Genomic DNA, 21,426 nt, shown 5'->3' on the forward strand with positions numbered 1-21,426 from the left:
GGATGATCGGTTCCCTCAGCTCATGAGGGGCAGCAGGGCCCCGATGTCCGCCCGCTCGCCGCTGGCGCTGACCTTGGCGTCCGCCAGGGCGTCCTGCCACCCCAGCCGTCCGGTGGCCAGCCGGATCCAGGTGAGCGGATCGGTCTCGACCACGTTCGGCGGGGTCCCCCGGGTGTGCCGGGGGCCTTCGACGCACTGCACCACGGCGTACGGCGGCACCCGCACCTCGGTGGAGCCGCCGGGCGCCTTGACCGCGAGCGCGTCGGCGAGCAGCCGGGTGCAGGCGGCCAGGGCCTGCCGGTCGAACGGCACCTCCGGTCCCGCGACGGCCGCGTTGAGGTCGTCGGTGTGGACGACCAGTTCGACGGTCCGGGTGACCAGGTAGTCGTCCAGGGACATCGCGCCGGCGCTGGTGGCGAGCAGCCGGGTGCCGGGGTGTGCCGCGAGGAGCGCGCGGAGGCTGCCGTCGGCGTCGGCGAGATAGGCATCGAGGTCGGGGTGGCCGTCGGCGAGCGCCCGGGTGAAGTCGGCGATGGCGGCGGAGTTGCCCGAGGTCGCGAACGGCCAGTCGAGGAGGACCGCGTCGGCCTTCGCCGGCTCGGGCTGGTCCAGGGCCCGCTGGACGGCGGTCACGGCCATGCCGATGTGGGCGACGAGGTCCCGTACGGTCCACTCGCCGAGCCGGGTGGGGAGCGCGAGCTGCTCGGGGGTGAGGCCCTGGACGGCCTCTCGCACGTCCGCGAGCTGGGCGAGAACCGCCGTACGGATCTTGCCGGGGTCGTACGTCCTGGGGCGCTTCTTGGCGGGAGGCATGGCGGTGAGCGTATTGCCCCGGTCCGACAGGCGAGCGCCTGTCAGGCTGGGTTGACAAGCAGGGGACTGTCAATCCAGACTGACAGGCATGGAAACGCAAGAGCTCTCGGAACGCCTCAGGTCGCACGACCCCGCGGTGGGACTGCGGGCCGTGGGTGCCCTGCACCGACTGGCCGAGCAGGTCGAAGCGGCGGCGGTCGCGCGCGCCAGGGAACAGGGATGGTCCTGGGAGCAGATCGGGGACGCCCTCGGCGTGTCCCGGCAGTCCGTCCACGCCAAGTACGGGAAGTGAGACGACCATGTTCGAACAGTTCGCGGCAGAGGCCCGGGCGACCGTCACGTCGGCGCTCGAAGAGACCACGCTGCGCGGCGACCGCCGCATCGGTACGGAGCACCTGCTGCTGGGAGTGCTGCACGATCCCGGCGCGGTCCGCGCTCTCGGTACCGACCTGGAGACCGCACGCGGCGCCCTCGACTCCCTCGACCGGTCCGCGCTGGCCGTGGTCGGCATCGACGTCCGGGGGATCGAGCGGGCACCGATTCCCGCGTCCCGCAAGCGGACCCCCTTCACCTCGGGCGCCCGCGCCGTCCTCCCCCGCGCCCTGGCCGAGACGAAGAGGGCCCGCAGCCGCCGCATCACCCCGGAACACCTGCTGCTGGCCCTCCTCGACTGCGAGCGGCCCGATCCCGTGGCGGAACTCCTGGCCGAACTGGACATCGACCGCACCGCGGTCCGGGCACGCATCCGGCAGCCGGGCGGCTGAGACGTCAGGCCCGAGGCGGTCAGGGAACGAGGTCGGAAGCCGGGGTGATCACCCAGTGGTTGCTGTGGATGGCCCGGTCCGCGAAGTCGACGTCGACCTCGCCGAGAAGGCGGAAGCCGAGGGATCGGCAGATGCCGTTCGAGGGGCCGTTGGTCGTCGCCGGGAAGGCGTGGATGTCGCCCCAGCGGTTCTCGTCCCGGGCCTGCCGCAGGAGGGTGCGGGTGGCCAGCTTGCCGAGGCCACGCCCCTGGAACTCGGGCAGGACCATCCACCCGATCTCCGAGATCGGCTTCCCGTCCTCGTCGTGTGCCCAGATGCACACATGGCCCGCGACGATGTCGGGGGTGCCGGGATCAGGGACGATCACCTTGATCCAGGAGGTGTCCGCTGCCGCCGCCTCGGCGTCCCGGCGCACCTTGTCCTTCATGCCCTCGGGGGGCAACGGTCCGCCGAGGTCCCTCATCATGACGGGGTCGCAGCGCATGCGGACGTAGGCGTCCACGTCGTCCGGGGTGACATCTCGCAAGTGCATGTCAGAAGGATGCGGTTTCCGGCTGGAACCCGAAAGGGTCCCGGAGCCGGCTGCGACAGCCAAGAACGATCACCCATGAATGTGATCAACGGCGAAACCCGCCTCGCATCGCCGGGACCTGGCGACACTGGTTTTCGCCTGGAAGGGGGTGCAGCATGACGGTTATGGCCGAGCGCACGTCTCAGATGTCGGTGGAGGAGTTCGAAACAATCGCCTCCGCCGCTCCCGAGACCGTCACGTTGGAGTTCATCAACGGACGGATCGGAGTCAAGAAGGTGGCGGACGGAGACCACGACACCATCGTGACGTGGCTGGCGCGGCGTTGCATGCAGACCAGGCCCGACCTGGACCTGTATCAGAGCCGGGGACTCCGGGTGGAGGCGTACCGGGAGGGACGGGTGAAACCGGATGCGGTGCTCGTACCCGAGGCGCACTTCGCGGGACAGGGTGAGTGGGCCGACCCGGATGGCGCGCTCATGGTCGTCGAGGTCACCTCGTACGACTCGGACACCGACCGACGGGACCGGCACGAGAAGCCGACCGCATACGGCCAGTCGGGAATCCCTCTGTACCTCCTGATCGACCGGGACTCCTGCACGGTCACGGTGCACAGCGGCCCGGACCGGCAGATCGGTGGCTACCGCACCGTCCAGACCGCGAAGTTCGGCGAGAAGGTGGCTCTCCCCGAACCGATGGGCATCGAACTCGACACGGAGATCCTCAAGAACTACGTCCGATGAGCCGAGAAGGCCCCGCCCGGAAACGTCCGGGCGGGGCCTTCGTCGTCCTACGGCCGGTTACGCCAGCAGGGCCTCGATCGTGCCCTCGTGTGCCTCACGGAGTTCGGTCAGGGAGAGTTCGAACTCGCCCTGGATCTCCACCGAGTCCCCGTCCACGACACCGATGCGCGTCACCGGCAGGCCCCGCGCGCCGCACATGTCGTTGAAGCGGACCTCCTCGGAGCGCGGCACGGCCACGATCGCGCGGCCCGCCGACTCGGAGAGCAGGAAGGTGAACGCGTCCAGGCCGTCCGGTACGACCAGACGCGCGCCCTTGCCGCCGAGCAGCGCCGATTCCACGACCGCCTGGATCAGACCGCCGTCGGACAGGTCGTGCGCCGAGTCGATCATGCCGTCGCGGGAGGCGGAGATCAGGATCTCGGCCAGGAGGCGCTCGCGCTCCAGGTCGACCTTCGGGGGCAGGCCGCCCAGGTGGTCGTGGACGACCTGGGACCAGGCCGAACCGCCGAACTCCTCACGGGTGTCACCGAGGAGGTAGAGCAGCTGCCCCTCCTCCTGGAAGGCGACCGGCGTGCGCCGGGCGACGTCGTCGATCACGCCGAGGACGGCGACCACCGGGGTGGGGTGGATGGCCGCCTCGCCGGTCTGGTTGTAGAGCGAGACGTTGCCGCCGGTCACCGGGGTGCCCAGCTGCAGACAGCCGTCGGCCAGACCGCGCACCGCCTCGGCGAACTGCCACATCACCGCCGGGTCCTCCGGCGAACCGAAGTTCAGGCAGTCGGAGACGGCGAGGGGCTTGGCGCCCGTCGTCGCCACGTTCCGGTAGGCCTCGGCCAGCGCCAGCTGCGCGCCCGCGTACGGGTCCAGCTTGGCGAAGCGGCCGTTGCCGTCCGTCGCGATGGCGACACCGAGGCCGGTCTCCTCGTCCACGCGGATCATGCCGGAGTCCTCCGGCTGGGCGAGAACGGTGTTGCCCTGCACGAAGTGGTCGTACTGCGAGGTGATCCACTTCTTGGAGGCCTGGTTGGGGGAGCCGACCAGCCTCAGGACCTGGTCCTTCAGCTCCTCGGCGGTGGCCGGCCGGGCCAGCCTGTTCGCGTCGTCCGCCTGGAGGGCGTCCTGCCAGGACGGACGGGCGTACGGGCGCTCGTAGACCGGGCCGTCGTGCGCGACCGTGCGCGGGTCGACGTCGACGATCTTCTCGCCGTGCCAGAAGATCTCAAGCCGGTCGCCGTCGGTCACTTCGCCGATGACCGTGGCGATGACGTCCCACTTCTCGCAGATCTCCAGGAAGCGGTCGACCTTCGCCGGCTCGACCACCGCGCACATGCGTTCCTGCGACTCGCTCATGAGGATCTCCTCGGGCGAGAGGGTCGAGTCACGCAGCGGTACGTCGTCGAGGGTGACGGTCATGCCGCCGGAGCCGTTCGAGGCCAGCTCGGAGGTGGCGCAGGACAGGCCGGCCGCGCCCAGGTCCTGGATGCCGACGACCAGCTTCTCGGCGAAGGCCTCGAGCGTGCACTCGATCAGGAGCTTCTCCTGGAACGGGTCGCCGACCTGCACCGCCGGGCGCTTCGACGGCTTGGCGTCGTCGAAGGTCTCGCTCGCGAGGATCGACGCTCCGCCGATGCCGTCGCCGCCGGTCCTGGCGCCGTACAGGATGACCTGGTTGCCCGCGCCGGAGGCCTTGGCGAGGTGGATGTCCTCGTGCCGCATCACACCGATGGCACCGGCGTTGACCAGCGGGTTGCCCTGGTAGCAGGCGTCGAAGACGACCTCGCCGCCGATGTTGGGCAGGCCCAGGCAGTTGCCGTAGCCGCCAATGCCGGCGACGACGCCCGGGAGGACGCGCTTGGTGTCGGGGTGGTCGGCGGCGCCGAAGCGCAGCGGGTCGACCACGGCCACCGGGCGGGCGCCCATCGCGATGATGTCGCGGACGATGCCGCCGACACCGGTCGCGGCGCCCTGGTAGGGCTCGACGTACGACGGGTGGTTGTGCGACTCGACCTTGAAGGTGACCGCGTAGCCCTGGCCGACGTCGACGACGCCCGCGTTCTCGCCGATGCCCACCAGCAGCGCGTCGCTCTGCGGGGCCTTCTCGCCGAACTGGCGGAGGTGGACCTTGGAGGACTTGTACGAGCAGTGCTCGGACCACATGACCGAGTACATGGCGAGTTCGGCGCCGGTCGGACGGCGGCCGAGGATCTCCACCACCCGCTCGTACTCGTCCTTCTTCAGGCCGAGTTCGGCCCAGGGCAGCTCGACGTCGGGGGTCGCGGCCGCGTGCTCGACCGTGTCCAGAGGCGTCCGGCTCATGCGTTGACCAGCTTCTTGAGGATCGACGTGAAGAAGGGCAGACCGTCGGTGCGGCCGCTGCCGATGAGCGGCTCGACGGCATGCTCCGGGTGCGGCATCAGGCCCACGACGTTCCCGGCCTCGTTGGTGATGCCGGCGATGTCGCGGAGGCTGCCGTTGGGGTTGAGGTCGAGGTAACGGAAGACCACCCGGCCCTCGGCCTCCAGCTTGTCGAGCGTGTACTCGTCGGCCACGTACCGGCCGTCCATGTTCTTCAGCGGAATGTGGATCTCCTGGCCCTCGCGGTAGTCGCTGGTCCAGGCGGTCCCCGCGTTCTCCACCCGCAGCTTCTGGTCGCGGCAGATGAAGTGGAGGTGGTTGTTGCCGAGCATCGCGCCCGGGAGCAGATGGGCCTCGGTGAGGATCTGGAAGCCGTTGCAGATACCGAGAACCGGGAGGCCGGCCTTCGCCTGCTCGATGACGGTCTCCATCACCGGCGAGAAACGGGAGATGGCACCGGCTCGCAGATAGTCACCGTAGGAGAAACCGCCTGGGAGGACCACCGCGTCGACCTGGTGGAGGTCCTTGTCCTTGTGCCAGAGGGCCACCGGTTCGGCACCCGCGAGCCGGATCGCACGCTGGGTGTCCCGGTCGTCGAGACTTCCCGGGAAAGTGACGACGCCAATACGAGCGGTCACTTGGCCGCCTCCGCGACTTCATCGACCCGAACGGTGAAGTCCTCGATCACCGTGTTGGCGAGGAAGGATTCCGCAAGATCGTGGATGCGGGCGAGCGCGGCCTCGTCGACCGGCCCGTCAACTTCCAGTTCGAATCGCTTTCCCTGACGTACATCGGAGATGCCTTCGAAACCCAGGCGCGGCAGCGCACGCTGGACCGCCTGGCCCTGGGGGTCGAGGATCTCCGGCTTGAGCATGACGTCGACTACGACGCGTGCCACTGGCACTCCCGGTGTTGTGGTGCTGGCTGCTGAGCAGATACCCGGCGGTGTCTCCGACAGGCGTCTTCAGACTACCCGCACAAAATTTCTACGCGGGTAGAGTTGTAGGAAACTACGTGAGCCGCATCACGATCGGGTGACAGCGGGGGATCCACACGAAAAGTTCTGGGAAAGTTCCCCGGGTTCGCCCATGACATCTATTGCGTCCGGGACACGCGGACGGATTTAGTCGGGCTTCACTTTGTATTGCCAGGCACTGTACAAATGAATTGGCAATAGCCGATACTCGGCACGTCATCTCCGCCATCGCGTCATCGCCGATGAGCTGTATAGACGTGCCACACGAAGGGACCGATATTCGTGGCGCAGAAGGTCGTGGTCACTCTCTTTGACGACATCGACGGCTCGGAAGCGGCGGAAACGATCGCCTTCGGACTCGACGGCAAGTCGTACGAGATCGATCTGAATCAAGCCAACGCCAAGGAACTGCGTAAGGCCCTGGAGCCGTACGTGACGGCCGGCCGCAAGCGGTCGAAGTCGGGCAAGGCGTACAAGCAGACGGAGGTCGCCCCCGACCCGGCGGCCGTCCGCGCCTGGGCGCAGGCGAACAAGATGGATGTCCCGGCACGCGGTCGCATCCCGAAGAAGGTCTACGAGGCGTTCAGCGCCGCGCAGTGAGGCGCGGCTCGGGCTGTCCTCAGGGACCGTCACCGGCCCCCGAGGACAGCCGACTTGCGCTACCCCCCTGCTGATCAGCTAATGTCTGGAGCACGCCGAGGGGCACGGCCGAAAGGTCGAAACCCACGGAGTACATGCGGGTGTAGTTCAGTAGTAGAACATCCCCCTTCCAGGGGGAAGGCGCAGTGTGCAATTCCTGTCACCCGCTCTGCACCGCCGGTCCTGGTCATGCTTGTGGATCAGGTAGGCTGGTGCTCGCACCGATCGGTGGGAGCCGGTCGGGAGCAGTGCGGACGTAGCTCAGTTGGTAGAGCGCAACCTTGCCAAGGTTGAGGTCGCGAGTTCGAGCCTCGTCGTCCGCTCCAGCTCGTAGGAGAAACCCCAGTCATATGACTGGGGTTTTTTCGTGCGCCTTCGGTCCCCATCTCGGGCTCTGACATTTGTCATGAGGAGTGATGACACCGCGCACTGCTGCCGGGCCCGGGCCCCGGGGACGCTCGTTCCATGGAAGCCATCGAAGACAACGAACACGTGATTGAGGTCACAGACCTCCGGCGTGCCTACGGGGGCGGGTTCGAGGCGGTCCGTGGAATCACCTTCTCCGTGGGCCGTGGGGAGATCTTCGCGCTCCTCGGCACCAACGGCGCCGGAAAGACCTCCACGGTCGAGCTGCTGGAGGGCCTCGCACCGCCGAGCGGGGGCCGGGTCCGGGTGCTGGGCCACGATCCGCACCGGGAGCGGGCCGCCGTACGGCCGCGCACCGGCGTGATGCTCCAGGAAGGCGGCTTCCCGTCCGAGCTGACCGCCGGCGAGACCGTCCGGATGTGGGCCGGCTGTACGACCGGAGCCCGGCCCTCGGCCGAGGCGCTCGGCCTGGTCGGGCTCGCCGGCAAGGCGGACGTCCGGGTCAAGCAGCTCTCCGGCGGTGAGCGGCGCCGCCTCGACCTGGCGCTCGCGCTGCTCGGCCGGCCCGAGGTGCTGTTCCTGGACGAGCCGACGACCGGCCTCGACGCCGAAGGGCGCCGGGACACCTGGGAGTTGGTGCGATCCCTGCGCGACGCCGGAACGGCCGTCCTGCTCACCACGCACTACCTGGAAGAGGCCGAGGACCTCGCCGACCGGCTCGCCATCCTGCACGAGGGGCGGATCGCGGCCACCGGAACACCGGGCGAGGTGACCGCGGACCGGCCCGCACGGATCACCTTCGAGCTGCCGCTCGGCTACTTCGTGGGCGACCTGCCGCCGCTCGCCGCCCTGGGCGTGTGCGGTCACGAGACCGACGGCAGGGCCGTACGGCTGCGGACCCGCGAGGTGCAGCGGACCGCGACCGGGGTGCTGACCTGGGCTCAGCGGGCCGGGGTCGAGCTGGACCGGCTGGAAGTGCGGTCGGCCTCGCTGGAGGAGGCGTTCCTGGGGATCGCGAAGGAGGCGGTCGTATGAGCACGGTGGACCTCGGCGGGCGCCGGGCGGCGCGCGCCGCGTCCTGGCGCCGGCTGGGTGCGCTCGGCCGCGCCGAGTTGCTGCTCCTCGGCCGCAATCGCGGTGCGGTGCTCACCGCGCTGCTGGTGCCGCTCGCACTGCCGTTCAGTGTGCGACCCGCCATCGACCAGATCGACCTGAAGACCCAGGGGCTGAACGTCGGCACGCTGATGCTGACCGCGGCGACCGGGTTCTCCTTCCTCTTCGCCGTGTACACGTCCCTGGTGAGCGCGTACGTGGCCCGCCGCGAGGAGCTCGTCCTCAAGCGGCTGCGCAGCGGCGAGCCGACCGACGCCGAGATCCTGGCCGGCACCGCCCTGCCCGCCCTCTGTCTGGGGCTGGCCCAGGCGCTGGTGCTCGCCGTCGGCTGCGCGGTGCTCCTCGACGCCGGCGCGCCGAAGGCGCCGTATCTCGCCCTGCTCGGGCTGCTTCTGGGCCTGCTGCTCAGTGCCGCGCTCGCCGCGCTCACCTCGGTTGTCACCCGGACCACCGAGAGCGCCCAGGTCACCGCGCTGCCGCTGGTCTTCGTCTCGATGCTGGGCTCGGGCATCGCCGTACCCACGGACGTCCTGCCCGACCGGATCGCCTCGGTCTGTGAACTCCTCCCGCTCTCCCCGGCCGTCCGGCTGGTCCGCGCGGGCTGGACCGGCGAGCTCGGCGCCTACCAGGCGACGGGCACCGTCCTCACCGCGCTGGCCTGGACCGTGGTCGCGGTGTTTGCTGTACGGCGGTGGTTCCGCTGGGAACCCCGGCGCTGAGTGCAGACGGGCCAGAACCGACCAGAACGGGACAGGACGGGACCGGGGATGAGCGGGGCAGGCGGCTGGTGGCGGGCGAAGACCACGCCCGCCAAGGTCGAGACGTACACGCGCTGGTCGTTCCACTTCTTCGCGGTGATCGAGGTCACCGCGATCGGACTCCCGGTGTTCGGAGAGGCGAGTGCGGCGCTCTCGGGCTGGATGACCGCGATGGTCGTCGTCCACGCGGTGCTCTGCGCGCTGACCGCCTCCCGGGCGCTGGACTGGACGCGGGGTCGCCGGGAGCAGCCGGTGCGGCTGCTGTGGGGGCTCGGCGCGGTCACGTACGTCTTCGCCGTCACCGCCCTGGTGCTGCGCGAGCACGGCGGGCCGGGCGACGACATGCACAGCGCGGCGGCCACCGTGTTCGTGGGGATCCTGGCGTTCGGGGCCGGCACCGTGGCGCTCGGCGTCCGCGACCGGCGGCGGGCGGTGGCCTTGATCGCGGGCTTCGCGTGCGGGGCGGCCGTGGTCTCCGTCCCGCTGGGCGTACCCGGGATCGCCGCGCTCGTCACGGCGGTCGTGGTGTTCATGGCCGGCGGCGGCCTCGCCGCCACCTCGGGCTTCTCCGTCTGGCTGCTGAACGCCGTCTACGAACTCGACGAGGCCCGGGAGACCCGTGCCCGGCTCGCCGTCGCCGAGGAACGGCTGCGGTTCGGCCGCGATCTGCACGACGTGCTCGGCCGCAACCTCGCCGTCATCGCCCTCAAGAGCGAACTGGCCGTGCAGCTGGCCCGCCGCGAACGGCCCGAGGCCGTGGAGCAGATGATCGAGGTGCAGCGGATCGCCCAGGAGTCGCAGCGGGAGGTACGGGCCGTCGTACGGGGCTACCGGGACGCCGACCTCGCGGCCGAACTCGCGGGCGCACAGGGGGTGTTGGCAGCGGCCGGCATCGACTGCACGGTGACCGGCGACACCGCGGGCCTGCCCGCCGAGGTGCAGTCGGCCCTCGGCTGGGTGGTACGGGAGACGACCACCAATGTCCTGCGCCACGGAGACGCGGGACAGTGCACGGTGGGGCTGCGGGTGCTGGAGGGACGCGTGGTGCTGACGGTGGAGAACGACGGGGTCGCTGTGCGGGCGGGCGGCAAAGGCGGGGGTGGCGGGTCCGGGATCGCCGGGCTGCGGGAGCGGCTCGCGATGGTGGAGGGGACGCTGGAGGCGGGACCGGTGGGGACGGACGGGTTCCGGGTGGTGGCTTCGGTGCCGCTGACCGGCCGTACGGTCGATGCGAATGTGAGTGGAGTCACCTCATGACCTCTCCGGTACGGCTGTTGCTCGCCGACGACGAGCATCTGATCCGGGGCGCGCTCGCCGCCCTGCTCGGCCTCGAGGACGACCTCGTCGTGGTCGCGGAGGCGGCCACCGGGCCCGAGGCGCTCGCCATGGCGCGGGCCCATCGGCCCGACGTGGCGGTACTGGATCTGCAGATGCCGGGGGCGGACGGTGTGAAGGTCGCCACATCGCTGCGGGCCGAACTGCCCGGCTGCGAGGTGCTGATCGTGACCGGTCACGGCCGCCCCGGGCACCTGAAACGGGCCCTGGCCGCCGGTGTGCGGGGGTTCGTCCCGAAGACGGTCAGCGCGCAGCGGCTCGCGGAGATCATCCGTACCGTGCATGCGGGAAACCGCTACGTCGACCCCGAGTTGGCCGCCGACGCGATCTCCTCCGGGGACTCGCCGCTGACCGCCCGGGAGGCCGAGGTGCTGGAACTGGCGGCCGACGGGGCGCCGGTCGCGGAGATCGCCGAGCGGGCCGCACTGTCACCGGGAACCGTACGGAACTACCTCTCCTCGGCCGTCACCAAGCTCGGTGCGGAGAACCGTCATACCGCAGTGCGTCTCGCTCGGGAGCGAGGTTGGGTATAGTTGCTCTCGCGCCACGGCGCATGCGGACGTAGCTCAGTTGGTAGAGCGCAACCTTGCCAAGGTTGAGGTCGCGAGTTCGAGCCTCGTCGTCCGCTCCGAAAAAGGCCCCCGGTCTCCACCGGGGGCCTTTCGCGTGGGCCCTGCCGTGCAGGGCCCCCTTGCCTTTACGCGGTCCTTTGGACGGCCCTTTGTGCGGCCCTTTGTGCGGTCAGCTCCAGTTCTGGCCGGTCAGCCGCTCGTACGCCTCGATGTACTTCGCCCGGGTCGCCTCGACCACCCGCTGCGGCAGCGGCGGCGGGGGCTGCTCGCTCTTCCGGTCCCAGCCGGACTCGGCCGAGGTCAGCCAGTCGCGCACGAACTGCTTGTCGAACGAGGGCTGGGCCCGGCCCGGCTCCCACTCGTCGGCCGGCCAGAAGCGGGAGGAGTCCGGGGTGAGGACCTCGTCGGCGAGGACCAGGGCGACGTCGCCGTCGGCGCCCTGCTCCAGGCCGAACTCGAACTTGGTGTCGGCCAGGACGATGCCCCGGTCGCGGGCGATGTCCCGGGCCCGTCCGTACACCGCGAGGGTGGCCTGGCGCAGCTGGGCGGCCGTCTCGGCGCCGACCTGCCGGGCGACCTCCTCGTACGACACGTTCTCGTCGTGCTCGCCGACCTCGGCCTTGGTGGCCGGGGTGAAGATCGGGGCGGGCAGCTCGGAGCCGTCGACCAGGCCCTCGGGCAGGGCGAGGCCGCAGACCGTTCGGGACTCCTGGTACTCGGCCAGGCCCGAGCCGGTGAGATAGCCGCGCGCCACGCACTCCACCGGGAGCATCTTCAGCGACTTGCAGACCAGGGTGCGGCCCGCCCAGTCGGCGGGGGCACCCTCGGGCAGCTCGGTGCTGATGACGTGGTTGGGGGCGAGGTCGGCGAGCTTGTCGAACCACCACAGGGAGAGCTGGGTGAGCACCCGGCCCTTGTCGGGGATCTCGGTCGGCAGCACCCAGTCGTACGCGGAGATGCGGTCGCTGGCGACCATCACGAGGTCCCCGGCCGCGTTCTGGTACAGCTCGCGCACCTTGCCGGTGTGCAGATGCACCAGGCCCGGCACCTCGACGGGCTCGGGCTTTTCGACGAATCCGGACACGGTTCCTCCCCGTGGTTCTGTACAGGTGACCCCGATTCTCCCGTATGCCGGGTTGCCGCCGGACACTGGGTCAGTCCCGTTTACAGATGCGGTCCAGGAGGTTGGCGGTGGCGCGCTGGACACGGGGGTCGACATGGCCGGGCCGGTCCAGGGCCGGCGACCAGGCGAAGGTCCCGGAGGCGAAGACCAGGGCGCCGGAGGGGGCGCGGTAGAGGGAGGTCTCCTGGTGGCGCAGGGCGCCGTCGCTGTCGGTGTAGGGGGAGTGCGCCAGCAGGATGCGCTCCTCGTGCTCGGGCAGCGTGGTGCGCGGGAAGTAGCGGTCGGCCTCTCCGGCCACCAGACCCGGCAGTTCGTCGCCCTCCTGCGCGCCGGTGGCCTCCCAGAGCCAGTGGCCCGCGTTGCGCACGATCAGGGGACGCGGCTCGGGCACCCGGCCCGCGTACTGGATGCCGACCGTCTGCTGCTCGGGCCGGTCGATCTCGCGCCAGAGCACGGGTTTGCCGGGGCCCTTGCGTTTTCGGCAGGTGAGCAGCCGGTCCGCCACCCCGGACGGGGACGGCCCCAACTCCACCTGCCAGTACATGGTGTTGGCGGAGAGGAAGACCAGCGAGGTGCCGCTGTCCCGGGCCAGGTCGACCGTGCGGCGCATCCGCGGGGACCAGTACTCGTCGTGGCCAGGGAAGACCAGGCCCCGGTAGCGGGTCGGGTCGACGCGGCCGGCGTGCAGGTCGCGGGCGTCGGCGTAGGCGAGGTCGTAGCCGTAGCGCTCGGCCCAGCGGATGAAGTCGTAGGCGTGGCCGACGTGCAGGGGCAGGCCCGCGCCCGCGTACGGCCGGTCGAAGGAGACGGTGGTCGCCGCGTCGGCCTCGCCGAGCAGCCGGCCCCGCTCGTCCCAGGCGTGGTAGAGACTGGCGCCGCTGTGGCCGTCCTCGGGGTAGAGGTTGTAGGCCTGCCAGGTGATGTCCGGCAGCAGCAGGAGCAGGTCGGCGGGGTGGTTGTCGCGGATCGTGAAGGGCACGTGGGAGCGGTAGCCGTCGGCCGTGGTGAGCACGGCGACGTACGCGCCGTTGCTCCAGTACGAGGGGACCTGCAACCGCCAGGACAGCCACCAGTGGTGGCAGGAGACCGTACGGTCGGCGGCCAGCGGCGGCGGCTGCACGATGCCGGACAGCCGCGGGCTGGTGGTGATCTTGGCGGCGCCGTCGCCGCCGTAGTGGCCGATGCGGTAGATGTCGATGCTGAATTCCTGCGGCGGGTCGACGGTGATGTGGAAGTCGACGGCCTCCCCCGGGGCGACCGCGCCGGTCGAGGTGAATCCTTTGATCTGCCGGTGCACGTCGTCCGCCGAGCGGGGGCCGACCGCACTACGGGGTGCGGGGATCCGCGGGTTCTCGCCGGTGGGCTGTGGCCGGCTCGGGTCGACGTACCAGGGGACGACATGACCGGTGTCGTCGAAATAGGTCTCGCTGCCGCGCAGCCAGGGGACGGGCCCCAGGCCGAAGGGGTCCGTGACGGCGTGCGCGAGTGCTCCCGACTCCCAGCGGCGGATGTGGTCCGATGCCATGGTGGCTCCCCTCCCTCGTGCCCCCGTGAAGTGTGCTGATACGAGTCGTTGTGCGGTGGTGCGGTGGTGCGGTTGCTCGTGGCCGAGCTTGTTCTGTTCTGGTCGAGCCTGGTTCGTGCCTGGTCTCGGTCCCGGTCGTGGTGCTGCGTGCGCTGTGACTGTGGCGTCTGTCTTATGTCGGATGCGCTTGCCATTTCACCGAACGGTCCCAGCACATCACATAACGCACGCGTCTGGTCACGGTTCGTTGCGAATTTGCCTGAAGTGGAACAGTTCGCTCCGCTAAAGCGTCGAAACGCCGAGGTCAGACCAGCCGTACGGGCTTCTCCGGACGTATCCCGGACTCGACCAGCCAGGCCCGCAGCGGGGCCGGGTCTCCTTCCTCGATGAGGCTGAGGACTCTGGGCGTCAGGTCGGCGGCCCGCTCGCCGTCGACCAGCAGGGACGGGCCGTCGAGCCAGTCCAGGCCCGGGGTGGCTCCGGCGGTGTCCACGGCCGCGCAGCACACCATCGCCCGGACGTGGTCGGCGAGCAGTTCGCGGGCGGTGCGCGGGGGCTGGAGGGGGAAGAGGGGCAGCCCGCAGTCGTCCCAGAGTGCGCTGTCGGGGCCTTGCCCGGCGGCTGCGGGCGCGCCGGGGCGCGGGGGGACGACGGCGGCTTCCTCGCGGGCGAGGGCCGCGGTGAGGCCGGCGGCCAGGGCGGCACTGCACTCGGTACCGGCGGCCTCCTCGGCGTCCTCGGCGTAGGCCGGGATCTCCTTGGGCCTGCCGTGGGCGGCCGGGTCGGTCAGGTGGTCCAGGACCCGGGCCAGGGTGGGACCGCCGGGGTCGGGGGCGGCGGGGTCGAGGGTGGCACGGACACCGAGGGAGTCCAGGACGCGGTGCAGCCGGGCCGCCTCGGTGCGCCAGGTGCGGTCGACGACCTCCTCCGGATACTCCTGCCAGGCCACCGGCGACCAGTCCGGGCCCGGCTCGGCGGGGCCGCCGTGGAAGAGGCGGGCGGCGAGCAGCGAGGCGGCCTCGTCCACCAGGCCCGGCTCCTCCAGCAGGTCACAGGCGGGCCGCTCGCCGAGCCGGGAGGCGAAGCCCTCGGCCAGCCGGTCGCGCCGGGACAGCTCGGTGAGCGCCGCGACCACGCCCGCGTCCAGCCGGGACGGCCAGCGGCCCATCCGCCAAGCGGGCAGCGCGACCCGGGTGAGAAGGCGGTCCCAGCCGGCGTAGGCGAGGCCGACCTGCTCCTGGGCGACGATCCGCAGTCCGTAGTCCACGGCCTGTGCGCGCTCGGCGGCCGCGGCGGCCACCCCGCGCTCCATCAGCGCCGCGTGCTCCCGGCAGCCCCGCAGCAGCACCCGGGCCACCCAGCCGAGGCCCGCGCAGACCAGGCGGGTCGCCGGACATCGGCCGGTCGTCGAGGAGACGGCGACCGCCGCGTCCAGCCCGCGCACGAAGCGGCGGGCGGCGGCTATGTCCGGGTGCGCCGAGGGTCCGGTACCGGCGACGACCGGGGCGAGGACCGCACGCAGCTCGCCGACGCGCATCCACCACAGGAATGGGGAGCCGATGACGAGCACGGGGGCGGCCGGGACACGACGGTGCGGGCCCGGGTTGCCGAGCTCGTCGCCGCCCTTGGACGCGGGCGGCCCGTGCGCCGGGTGGGTACGGTCCTCCAGCCAGCTGTCGCAGTCCGGGGTGAGCGCTATGGCGGAGGGCACCGGGACCTCGAGGCGGTCGGCGAGGTCGCGCACCATCCGGTACAGGTCCGGGGCGGATTCCTTGGGGATCGGGACCGTCGGGCTCACGGCCGGCCGGGCGCGGGCCACGACCAGGGCGATACCGGCCGCGGCCAGCAGGACGACGACGGCGAGCACGCCGACGACCCAGCGGGCCGTGTCCCAGCCCCGGCCCACGAAGTGACCGGTGGAACCGCCGGACAGCAGGATCACCGTGGCCGCCGCGGGCAGCAGCGCCACGGCCAGGGCCCGGCCGCGGATGCGCAGCACGGCGAGGGCCCGGGTACGCGCTGCCTGCGCTCCCGCCTCCACACCGATACCGGTACTGGTCACGTCCGGACCTCACCCCCTCCCTGCTGTCCTGGCGCCGTCCTGGCTGTTGCTCACTCCCCCACTGTGGCACCCGCCACTGACATCGCAATGCCGGTGGGCCAAGTGCCGGAACGCTTGCGCCGCACCCTAGTTGGGGCCTCGGCCCCCGTCAGCCGGTTGGGGCATCGGTCACTCGATGGAATGGCTTTGGTCAGAGGTGATCGACAGACAGCAACGATCAGGCCCCGGATTTTCGGGATCCGGGGCCTGAGCAGGAGTGGTGCACGCTTCGAGCACGCTTGGAGGGCGCTCAGGCCTCGGCCGTCTCGACCGCCTCGGCCGCCGCCTTCGCCGCGATGTCCGTACGGTGCTGGGAGCCGTCGAGCCCGATCCGCGCCACGGCCGCATACGCCCGCTCACGCGCCTGCGTCAGATCCTGACCGGTCGCGGTCACGGAGAGAACGCGGCCGCCGGCGCTGACGACCGCCTCGCCGTCCCGCTTCGTCCCCGCGTGCAGGACGTAGGCGTGCGGGGCGTCCTCGGCGGCCACCGTGTCGAGACCGGTGATGGGGTCACCGGTGCGCGGGGTGCCCGGGTAGTTGTGGGAGGCGACCACCACGGTGACCGCGGCGTCGTCGCGCCAGCGCAGCGGCGGGAGGTCGTCGAGGGTGCCGTTCGCGGCGGCGAGCAGGACGCCGGCCAGCGGGGTCTTCAGGCGGGCGAGGACCACCTGGGTCTCGGGGTCGCCGAAGCGGGCGTTGAACTCGATGACCCGGACACCGCGCGAGGTGATCGCGAGGCCGGCGTAGAGGAGACCGGAGAACGGGGTGCCGCGCCGCCGCATCTCGTCGACGGTCGGCTGGAGAACGGTCTCCATGACCTCGTCGACCAGCTTGGGGTCGGCCCAGGGCAGCGGGGAGTAGGCCCCCATGCCGCCGGTGTTCGGCCCCTGGTCCCCGTCCAGGGCGCGCTTGAAGTCCTGGGCGGGCTGCAACGGGAGGACCGTCACACCGTCGGTGATCGCGAAGAGGGAGACCTCGGGGCCGTCGAGGAACTCCTCGATGACGACGCGGTCGCACTCGGCGGCGTGCGCCGTGGCGGCGGCCAGGTCGTCGGTGACTACGACGCCCTTGCCGGCGGCGAGCCCGTCGTCCTTCACGACGTACGGCGCTCCGAAGGCGTCGAGGGCCTCGGCGACCTCGTCGGCGTCTGTGCAAACGTACGAACGGGCGGTGGGCACTCCCGCCGCCGCCATCACGGCCTTGGCGAACGCCTTGGACCCCTCGATCTGAGCGGCCTCCCCGGAGGGGCCGAAGACCGGGATACCCGCCTCGCGCACGGCGTCGGCGACCCCGGCGACGAGCGGGGCCTCCGGGCCCACGACGACGAGATCGGCGCCGAGCTCCCGGGCCAGGGTGGTGACGGCAGCACCGTCCAGGGCGTCGACCCGGTGCAGCTCGGCGACCTCGCCGATACCGGCGTTGCCGGGGGCGCAGTGCAGCGCGGTGACGTCGGAATCGAGGGACAGAGAGCGGCACAGGGCGTGTTCGCGGGCGCCGCTGCCGATGACAAGGACCTTCACGGGGGCCAGCGTAGCCGGATGCACCGACTGGAGGATTCTCCAAGGGGGTGACGGGTGGGGTGGAGGGGGAGGTGGAGGGCGGGGTGGAGGACCACAGGGGTACGAGGCGGAGGGACTCAGGACGGCGGAACCGAGGGACTCAGGACGGCAGAGCCGAGGGACTCAGGGTGCCGGGAACCGCGCGAGCGCCCCCACCCGGCCGCGGCCGCCGGAGAACCCTCGCCTCCCGCCTCCTCACCGTCGGCGCCCGCCGCACGTCACTCGTTCCGGAACTCGTCCACCACCGTCGCCCCAAGCTCCCGCACGATCAGTTCATGGCCGGAAAGGGCCGACTCGTCGAGGTCGGGGTCGTCCTCCTCGGGAATGTCGTCCTCGGGGGACACCGGGGGCGGCTCGGAGGCCGCGGGCGGCGGGGTGGGAGCCGTTGCCCTCGGGGCGGACGCGGGGGAACCCTGGGGTGCGGCCGTCGGCGGCCCGGCCTGGGACGTCGCCGGGCGGCCCGGGGCCGCCGGGGCGGAGCCGCCGTACCCGGACGACGCCGCGGGTGCGCCGCCGTAACCGCCACCGGGCTGACCGCCGCCGTAGCCGGGGCCGGCCGGGGCCGAGCCGCCACCTCCCGTCGGGTCGACGACGGCCTCGATCCGCCACTGCACGCCGAACTGCTCGGTCAGCGCCTGCCGCAGCACGTCCTCGCTGCCGCTGCTCGCGAAGTTGTCGCGGGCGCCGGCGTTGACGAAGCCGAGCTGGAGGGTGGTGCCGTCGAAACCGGCGACCTGGGCGTTCTGGCTGAGCAGGATCCAGGTGAAGCGGCGGCGGTTCTTGACCGCTTCCAGGATGTTCGGCCAGAGGACACGGGGGTCCGGGCCGCCGGTGGGGGCGGAGGCGGAGGCGGGGGTGGGGGCGGAGGCTTGGGCAGCCGGCGCCGGGGCGGCCGCCGGGGCGCCTGTGGCCGTACCCGTGGCCGTGGCCGTGGGCCAGCCGCCGGGACGCCGGGCGGCGCCGCCACCCGCGGGGGCAGCCGTCGGCCAGGCACCGGGCGTGGCGGCAGGAGCCGGCGTGGCGGTCGGCGTGGGGGCAGGCGGCTGAGGGGCGGCCGGTGCCGGTGCCTGTACCGGCGCGGGTGCCTGTACCGGCGCGGGTGCCTGTACCGGCGCGGGTGCGGGTGCGGGTGCGGGTGCGGGTGTCGGCTCGGGTGCCGCTCCCCCTCGTACCGCCGCACGGGCCGCCGCAGGCCCGCCCCCCTGCGGGACCGGAGCAACCGGAGCGGGAGCCGCACCCGCCGGAGCCCCTCCCGGTGCCGCCATGTGTGCCTCGGGTCCGGGGACGTACCCCATCGCGGGCGCACCGCCCCCGCCCGAGAAGTTGACGCCCCGCTCCAGCCGGTCCAGGCGGGCCATCACGGACCGCTCGTCGCCGTAGGCGGCCGGCAGCAGCACGCGCGCGCAGATCAGCTCCAGCTGGAGGCGCGGGGAGGTGGCGCCGCGCATCTCGGTGAGGCCCTCGTTGACGAGGTCGGCGGCGCGGCTGAGCTCGGCGGCGCCGAACGTGCCGGCCTGGGCCTGCATCCGTTCCAGAACGTCGGCGGGGGCGTCGAACAGCCCCTTCTCCGCGGCGTCCGGGACGGCGGCGAGGATCACCAGGTCCCGCAACCGCTCCAGCAGGTCGGCGACGAAGCGGCGCGGGTCGTTGCCGCCCTCGATGATGCGGTCGACGACCTCGAAGGCGGCGGCGCCGTCCCCGGTCGCGAAGGCCTCGACGACGGAGTCGAGCAGGGACCCGTCGGTGTAGCCGAGCAGGGAGGTGGCCATGGCATAGGTCACACCCTCCGCTCCCGCTCCGGCGAGCAGCTGGTCCATGACGGACATGGAGTCACGCACGGAACCGGCGCCGGCGCGGACGACGAGGGGCAGCACGCCCTCCTCGACGGGGATGTCCTCCTTGCCGCACACCTCGCCGAGGTAGTCCCGCAGCGTGCCCGGCGGCACCAGCCGGAAGGGATAGTGATGGGTCCGCGACCGGATGGTCCCGATGACCTTCTCGGGCTCGGTGGTGGCGAAGATGAACTTCAGATGCTCCGGGGGCTCCTCGACGACCTTGAGCAGCGCGTTGAAGCCGGCCGACGTGACCATGTGGGCCTCGTCGATGATGTAGATCTTGTAGCGGCTGCCCGCGGGGCCGAAGAATGCCTTCTCGCGCAGCTCACGGGCGTCGTCCACACCACCGTGAGAGGCCGCGTCGATCTCGATGACGTCGATGGAACCGGGCCCGTTGCGGGCGAGGTCCTGGCATGACTGGCACTCGCCGCAGGGGGTGGGCGTCGGCCCCTTCTCGCAGTTCAGGCAGCGTGCGAGGATCCGTGCGCTGGTCGTCTTCCCGCACCCGCGCGGCCCGCTGAACAGGTACGCGTGATTGACCCGGTTGTTGCGCAGCGCCTGCTGCAACGGGCCGGTGACATGCTCCTGCCCGATGACCTCGGCGAACGACTCCGGGCGATAGCGGCGGTACAGCGCGAGAGACGACACGCTTACGAGGTTATAGGCGCCCACTGACAACCAGCCCCGCCGGCAAACGCAAGCGCCCCCCACGCACCCGCCAGAGCCAACCTACCCTTGCTGCCTTCCGGCCCTGGGGGAGTTCAGTCAGATAGCGCCGCGTGAGGGGCTCTGCACAGAGTACCCGACGTCAGGGGGTGGGAACGAGTTCGCGAGCACTCCTCTCGGTCATGTAATGTTCCGAGCGGAGGATTCGCCTAGAGGCCTAGGGCGCACGCTTGGAAAGCGTGTTGGGGGCAACCCCTCACGAGTTCGAATCTCGTATCCTCCGCCAGTGCCTCACCGGGCACGATGTCGAAGGGCCCCACCATTCGTGGTGGGGCCCTTCGACGTTGTCCGTCTCAGTTTCCGTCTCAGTTCGTTTCCGGGAGCTCCCAGAGCGCGTCGCCAACTTGCTGCGCGACCTTTCGAAGCATGGCCCCGGTCACATGCATGTACCGGGCGCGCATCCGGGCCGCTCCCCCGGGCTCCCAACCCATGATCGAGTCGATCACGACGTCCGGGACGCCGAGGATCAGGAGGACGGTCGCGGCGGTGTGGCGAGCGTCGTGGAGACGGCCGTTCCGGACCCCGGCATCCCGAAGCAGCCGCTTCCAGGTGTGGAAGTCGGTGTTCGGGCTCAGCGCTCCGCCGATCGGCGAGGCGAAGACGTACCCCTTGCCCTCCCAGTCAGCACCGGCGGCGATCCGCTCCCGCTCCTGGGCTTCCTGGTGCTGGCGGAGAATCCTGATCAGCGGATCGGGCAGGCCGATGGTGCGCCGAGCATGCTCACCCCTCCGGTCATTTAGGTCAGGATCTGGCCTCCACGCCCCCTAGCGTCCTCCTGGCCCGGCTGAACACGAACCACGGAAGGCAGAGCGACCATGAGCGAGACCACTGTCAACCAACTGGCCACGCACGACTCGGCCCATGAGCCCACCGCCACCGGCGAGCGCGCCGATTTGCTGGAGGCCCTGGCCAAGCATCGGCACTTCTTGCGATTCACCACCCGTGACCTCACCGATGAGCAGGCCGGGCGCCGGACCACCGTCAGCCAGCTGTGCCTGGGCGGCCTGATCAAACATGTCACTGCGGTCGAGCGAGCCTGGGCACAGTTCATCCTGGACGGCCCGTCGGCGATGCCCGACTTCACCACCATGACCGAGGCCGACTGGGCCCGACGGGCCGACGAGTTCCGGATGCTGCCCGCCGAGACGCTGACCGGCGTGCTCGCCGTCTACGCTGAGGTAGCCCGCCGAACCGACGAACTGGTCGCCACCCTCCCCGACCTGGACGCCACACAACCACTACCGAAGGCCCCGTGGTCAGAGCCGGGCGCGCGATGGTCGGCCCGCCGGGTACTGATGCACATCATCACCGAGACCGCCCAGCACGCCGGCCACGCCGACATCATCCGCGAGTCCCTGGACGGCGCCAAGACCATGGGTTAGCCAGCGGCGCGGCAGGGCGTATCGCCCCCTCCAAGAGGGCGATACGCCCTGTGACCCCGCGAACACCTTTGCCTCACGATCCGCGGGTCAGGGACGTCAGCGAGGCAGCTGACATCTAGTACTCCAGCAGCGTTTCGCTATCTGGCCTGGTCAGAGGCATCGTCCGGAGTGTAGTGGGCTGATGGTGCGTCGGGGGCGGTCTTGGCGGAC

General features: G+C 71.2%; 19 protein-coding genes, 4 tRNA genes, 1 other RNA gene and 1 pseudogene. 13 read left to right on the top strand and 12 right to left on the bottom strand.

Annotated elements, in window-relative coordinates; all coding sequences use genetic code 11:
* Positions 1–15 precede the first annotated feature (15 nt).
* Positions 16–813 (bottom strand): sterol carrier family protein, encoded by a 798-nt coding sequence (locus tag ACWGJB_RS46315; protein WP_453386055.1) that lies wholly within the window; start codon positions 811–813, stop codon positions 16–18.
* Positions 814–901: 88 nt separating this feature from the next.
* Between ACWGJB_RS46315 and ACWGJB_RS46320 the strand changes: the two genes are divergently transcribed.
* Positions 902–1,105, top strand: a complete 204-nt coding sequence (locus ACWGJB_RS46320; protein WP_189262712.1) for a helix-turn-helix domain-containing protein — start codon at positions 902–904, stop codon at positions 1,103–1,105.
* Between the two features lie 7 nt (positions 1,106–1,112).
* Complete coding sequence (locus ACWGJB_RS46325; RefSeq protein ID WP_453386056.1) at positions 1,113–1,577, top strand: Clp protease N-terminal domain-containing protein; 465 nt, start codon at positions 1,113–1,115, stop codon at positions 1,575–1,577.
* Positions 1,578–1,596: 19 nt separating this feature from the next.
* Here the strand turns inward: ACWGJB_RS46325 and ACWGJB_RS46330 are convergent, their stop codons facing one another.
* Complete coding sequence (locus ACWGJB_RS46330) at positions 1,597–2,109, bottom strand: GNAT family N-acetyltransferase (protein ID WP_453386057.1); 513 nt, start codon at positions 2,107–2,109, stop codon at positions 1,597–1,599.
* Between the two features lie 155 nt (positions 2,110–2,264).
* Here ACWGJB_RS46330 and ACWGJB_RS46335 point away from each other — a divergent pair, with 155 nt between their 5' ends.
* Positions 2,265–2,849, top strand: a complete 585-nt coding sequence (locus ACWGJB_RS46335) for a Uma2 family endonuclease (protein WP_453386058.1) — start codon at positions 2,265–2,267, stop codon at positions 2,847–2,849.
* A 57-nt stretch (positions 2,850–2,906) separates the two neighbouring features.
* Here ACWGJB_RS46335 and purL read toward each other — a convergent pair whose 3' ends face one another.
* From purL to purS, 3 genes are read right to left on the bottom strand one after another with little or no spacing between them, the layout of a single operon-like run.
* Positions 2,907–5,165, bottom strand: coding sequence for a phosphoribosylformylglycinamidine synthase subunit PurL (gene purL / locus ACWGJB_RS46340; RefSeq protein ID WP_453386059.1), 2,259 nt, complete (start codon positions 5,163–5,165; stop codon positions 2,907–2,909).
* Entirely contained in the window at positions 5,162–5,842 is a 681-nt protein-coding gene (purQ, locus tag ACWGJB_RS46345; RefSeq protein ID WP_453386060.1) for a phosphoribosylformylglycinamidine synthase subunit PurQ, read from the bottom strand. The genes purL and purQ overlap by 4 nt, the downstream gene beginning before the upstream one ends.
* Positions 5,839–6,102, bottom strand: coding sequence for a phosphoribosylformylglycinamidine synthase subunit PurS (gene purS / locus ACWGJB_RS46350; RefSeq protein WP_093501106.1), 264 nt, complete (start codon positions 6,100–6,102; stop codon positions 5,839–5,841). The genes purQ and purS overlap by 4 nt, the downstream gene beginning before the upstream one ends.
* A 360-nt stretch (positions 6,103–6,462) precedes the next feature.
* On the opposite strand from purS, the gene ACWGJB_RS46355 reads away from it, so the two are divergent.
* The 8 genes from ACWGJB_RS46355 to ACWGJB_RS46390 all read left to right on the top strand — a co-directional run bounded on the left by ACWGJB_RS46355 (position 6,463) and on the right by ACWGJB_RS46390 (position 11,019).
* Positions 6,463–6,780 (top strand): histone-like nucleoid-structuring protein Lsr2, encoded by a 318-nt coding sequence (locus tag ACWGJB_RS46355; protein WP_351695523.1) that lies wholly within the window; start codon positions 6,463–6,465, stop codon positions 6,778–6,780.
* Between the two features lie 136 nt (positions 6,781–6,916).
* Positions 6,917–6,988: transfer RNA gene (locus tag ACWGJB_RS46360), tRNA-Gly, on the top strand.
* A gap of 81 nt (positions 6,989–7,069) precedes the next feature.
* A tRNA-Gly gene (locus ACWGJB_RS46365) sits at positions 7,070–7,145 on the top strand.
* 139 nt (positions 7,146–7,284) lie between these two features.
* Complete coding sequence (locus tag ACWGJB_RS46370; protein ID WP_453386061.1) at positions 7,285–8,220, top strand: ABC transporter ATP-binding protein; 936 nt, start codon at positions 7,285–7,287, stop codon at positions 8,218–8,220.
* Positions 8,217–9,017, top strand: coding sequence for an ABC transporter permease (locus tag ACWGJB_RS46375; RefSeq protein WP_453386062.1), 801 nt, complete (start codon positions 8,217–8,219; stop codon positions 9,015–9,017). The genes ACWGJB_RS46370 and ACWGJB_RS46375 overlap by 4 nt, the downstream gene beginning before the upstream one ends.
* 48 nt (positions 9,018–9,065) lie before the next feature.
* The gene (locus ACWGJB_RS46380; protein ID WP_453386063.1) at positions 9,066–10,313 is read left to right on the top strand and encodes a sensor histidine kinase; all 1,248 of its coding nucleotides are present in this window, start codon (positions 9,066–9,068) and stop codon (positions 10,311–10,313) included.
* Positions 10,310–10,924, top strand: coding sequence for a response regulator (locus ACWGJB_RS46385; protein WP_453386064.1), 615 nt, complete (start codon positions 10,310–10,312; stop codon positions 10,922–10,924). The genes ACWGJB_RS46380 and ACWGJB_RS46385 overlap by 4 nt, the downstream gene beginning before the upstream one ends.
* Positions 10,925–10,946: 22 nt before the next feature.
* Positions 10,947–11,019: transfer RNA gene (locus ACWGJB_RS46390), tRNA-Gly, on the top strand.
* A 113-nt stretch (positions 11,020–11,132) separates the two neighbouring features.
* Here the strand turns inward: ACWGJB_RS46390 and ACWGJB_RS46395 are convergent.
* The 6 genes from ACWGJB_RS46395 to ffs all read right to left on the bottom strand — a co-directional run bounded on the left by ACWGJB_RS46395 (position 11,133) and on the right by ffs (position 19,900).
* Positions 11,133–12,047, bottom strand: coding sequence for a phosphoribosylaminoimidazolesuccinocarboxamide synthase (locus ACWGJB_RS46395; RefSeq protein WP_453386065.1), 915 nt, complete (start codon positions 12,045–12,047; stop codon positions 11,133–11,135).
* Positions 12,048–12,117: 70 nt separating this feature from the next.
* The gene (locus ACWGJB_RS46400) at positions 12,118–13,611 is read right to left on the bottom strand and encodes a N,N-dimethylformamidase beta subunit family domain-containing protein (protein WP_453386066.1); all 1,494 of its coding nucleotides are present in this window, start codon (positions 13,609–13,611) and stop codon (positions 12,118–12,120) included.
* A gap of 304 nt (positions 13,612–13,915) precedes the next feature.
* Entirely contained in the window at positions 13,916–15,673 is a 1,758-nt protein-coding gene (locus ACWGJB_RS46405; protein WP_453386067.1) for a hypothetical protein, read from the bottom strand.
* A 289-nt stretch (positions 15,674–15,962) separates the two neighbouring features.
* Entirely contained in the window at positions 15,963–17,234 is a 1,272-nt protein-coding gene (purD, locus tag ACWGJB_RS46410; protein WP_453386068.1) for a phosphoribosylamine--glycine ligase, read from the bottom strand.
* 257 nt (positions 17,235–17,491) lie between these two features.
* On the bottom strand, positions 17,492–19,756 hold the full coding sequence (locus tag ACWGJB_RS46415; protein WP_453386069.1) for a DNA polymerase III subunit gamma and tau: 2,265 nt from the start codon (positions 19,754–19,756) through the stop codon (positions 17,492–17,494).
* 45 nt (positions 19,757–19,801) lie between these two features.
* Positions 19,802–19,900: signal recognition particle sRNA small type (gene ffs / locus ACWGJB_RS46420), an RNA gene on the bottom strand.
* A gap of 72 nt (positions 19,901–19,972) precedes the next feature.
* Here ffs and ACWGJB_RS46425 point away from each other — a divergent pair.
* Positions 19,973–20,060, top strand: a tRNA-Ser gene (locus ACWGJB_RS46425).
* A gap of 79 nt (positions 20,061–20,139) precedes the next feature.
* On the opposite strand, the pseudogene ACWGJB_RS46430 reads toward ACWGJB_RS46425, so the two are convergent.
* Positions 20,140–20,550: pseudogene (locus tag ACWGJB_RS46430) on the bottom strand (tyrosine-type recombinase/integrase); the annotation flags it as partial.
* Positions 20,551–20,649: 99 nt separating this feature from the next.
* Between ACWGJB_RS46430 and ACWGJB_RS46435 the strand changes: the two are divergent.
* Complete coding sequence (locus tag ACWGJB_RS46435) at positions 20,650–21,216, top strand: DinB family protein (protein ID WP_453386070.1); 567 nt, start codon at positions 20,650–20,652, stop codon at positions 21,214–21,216.
* The last annotated feature ends 210 nt before the right edge of the window (positions 21,217–21,426 follow it).

Source organism: Streptomyces sp. NPDC054813 (assembly GCF_053611365.1).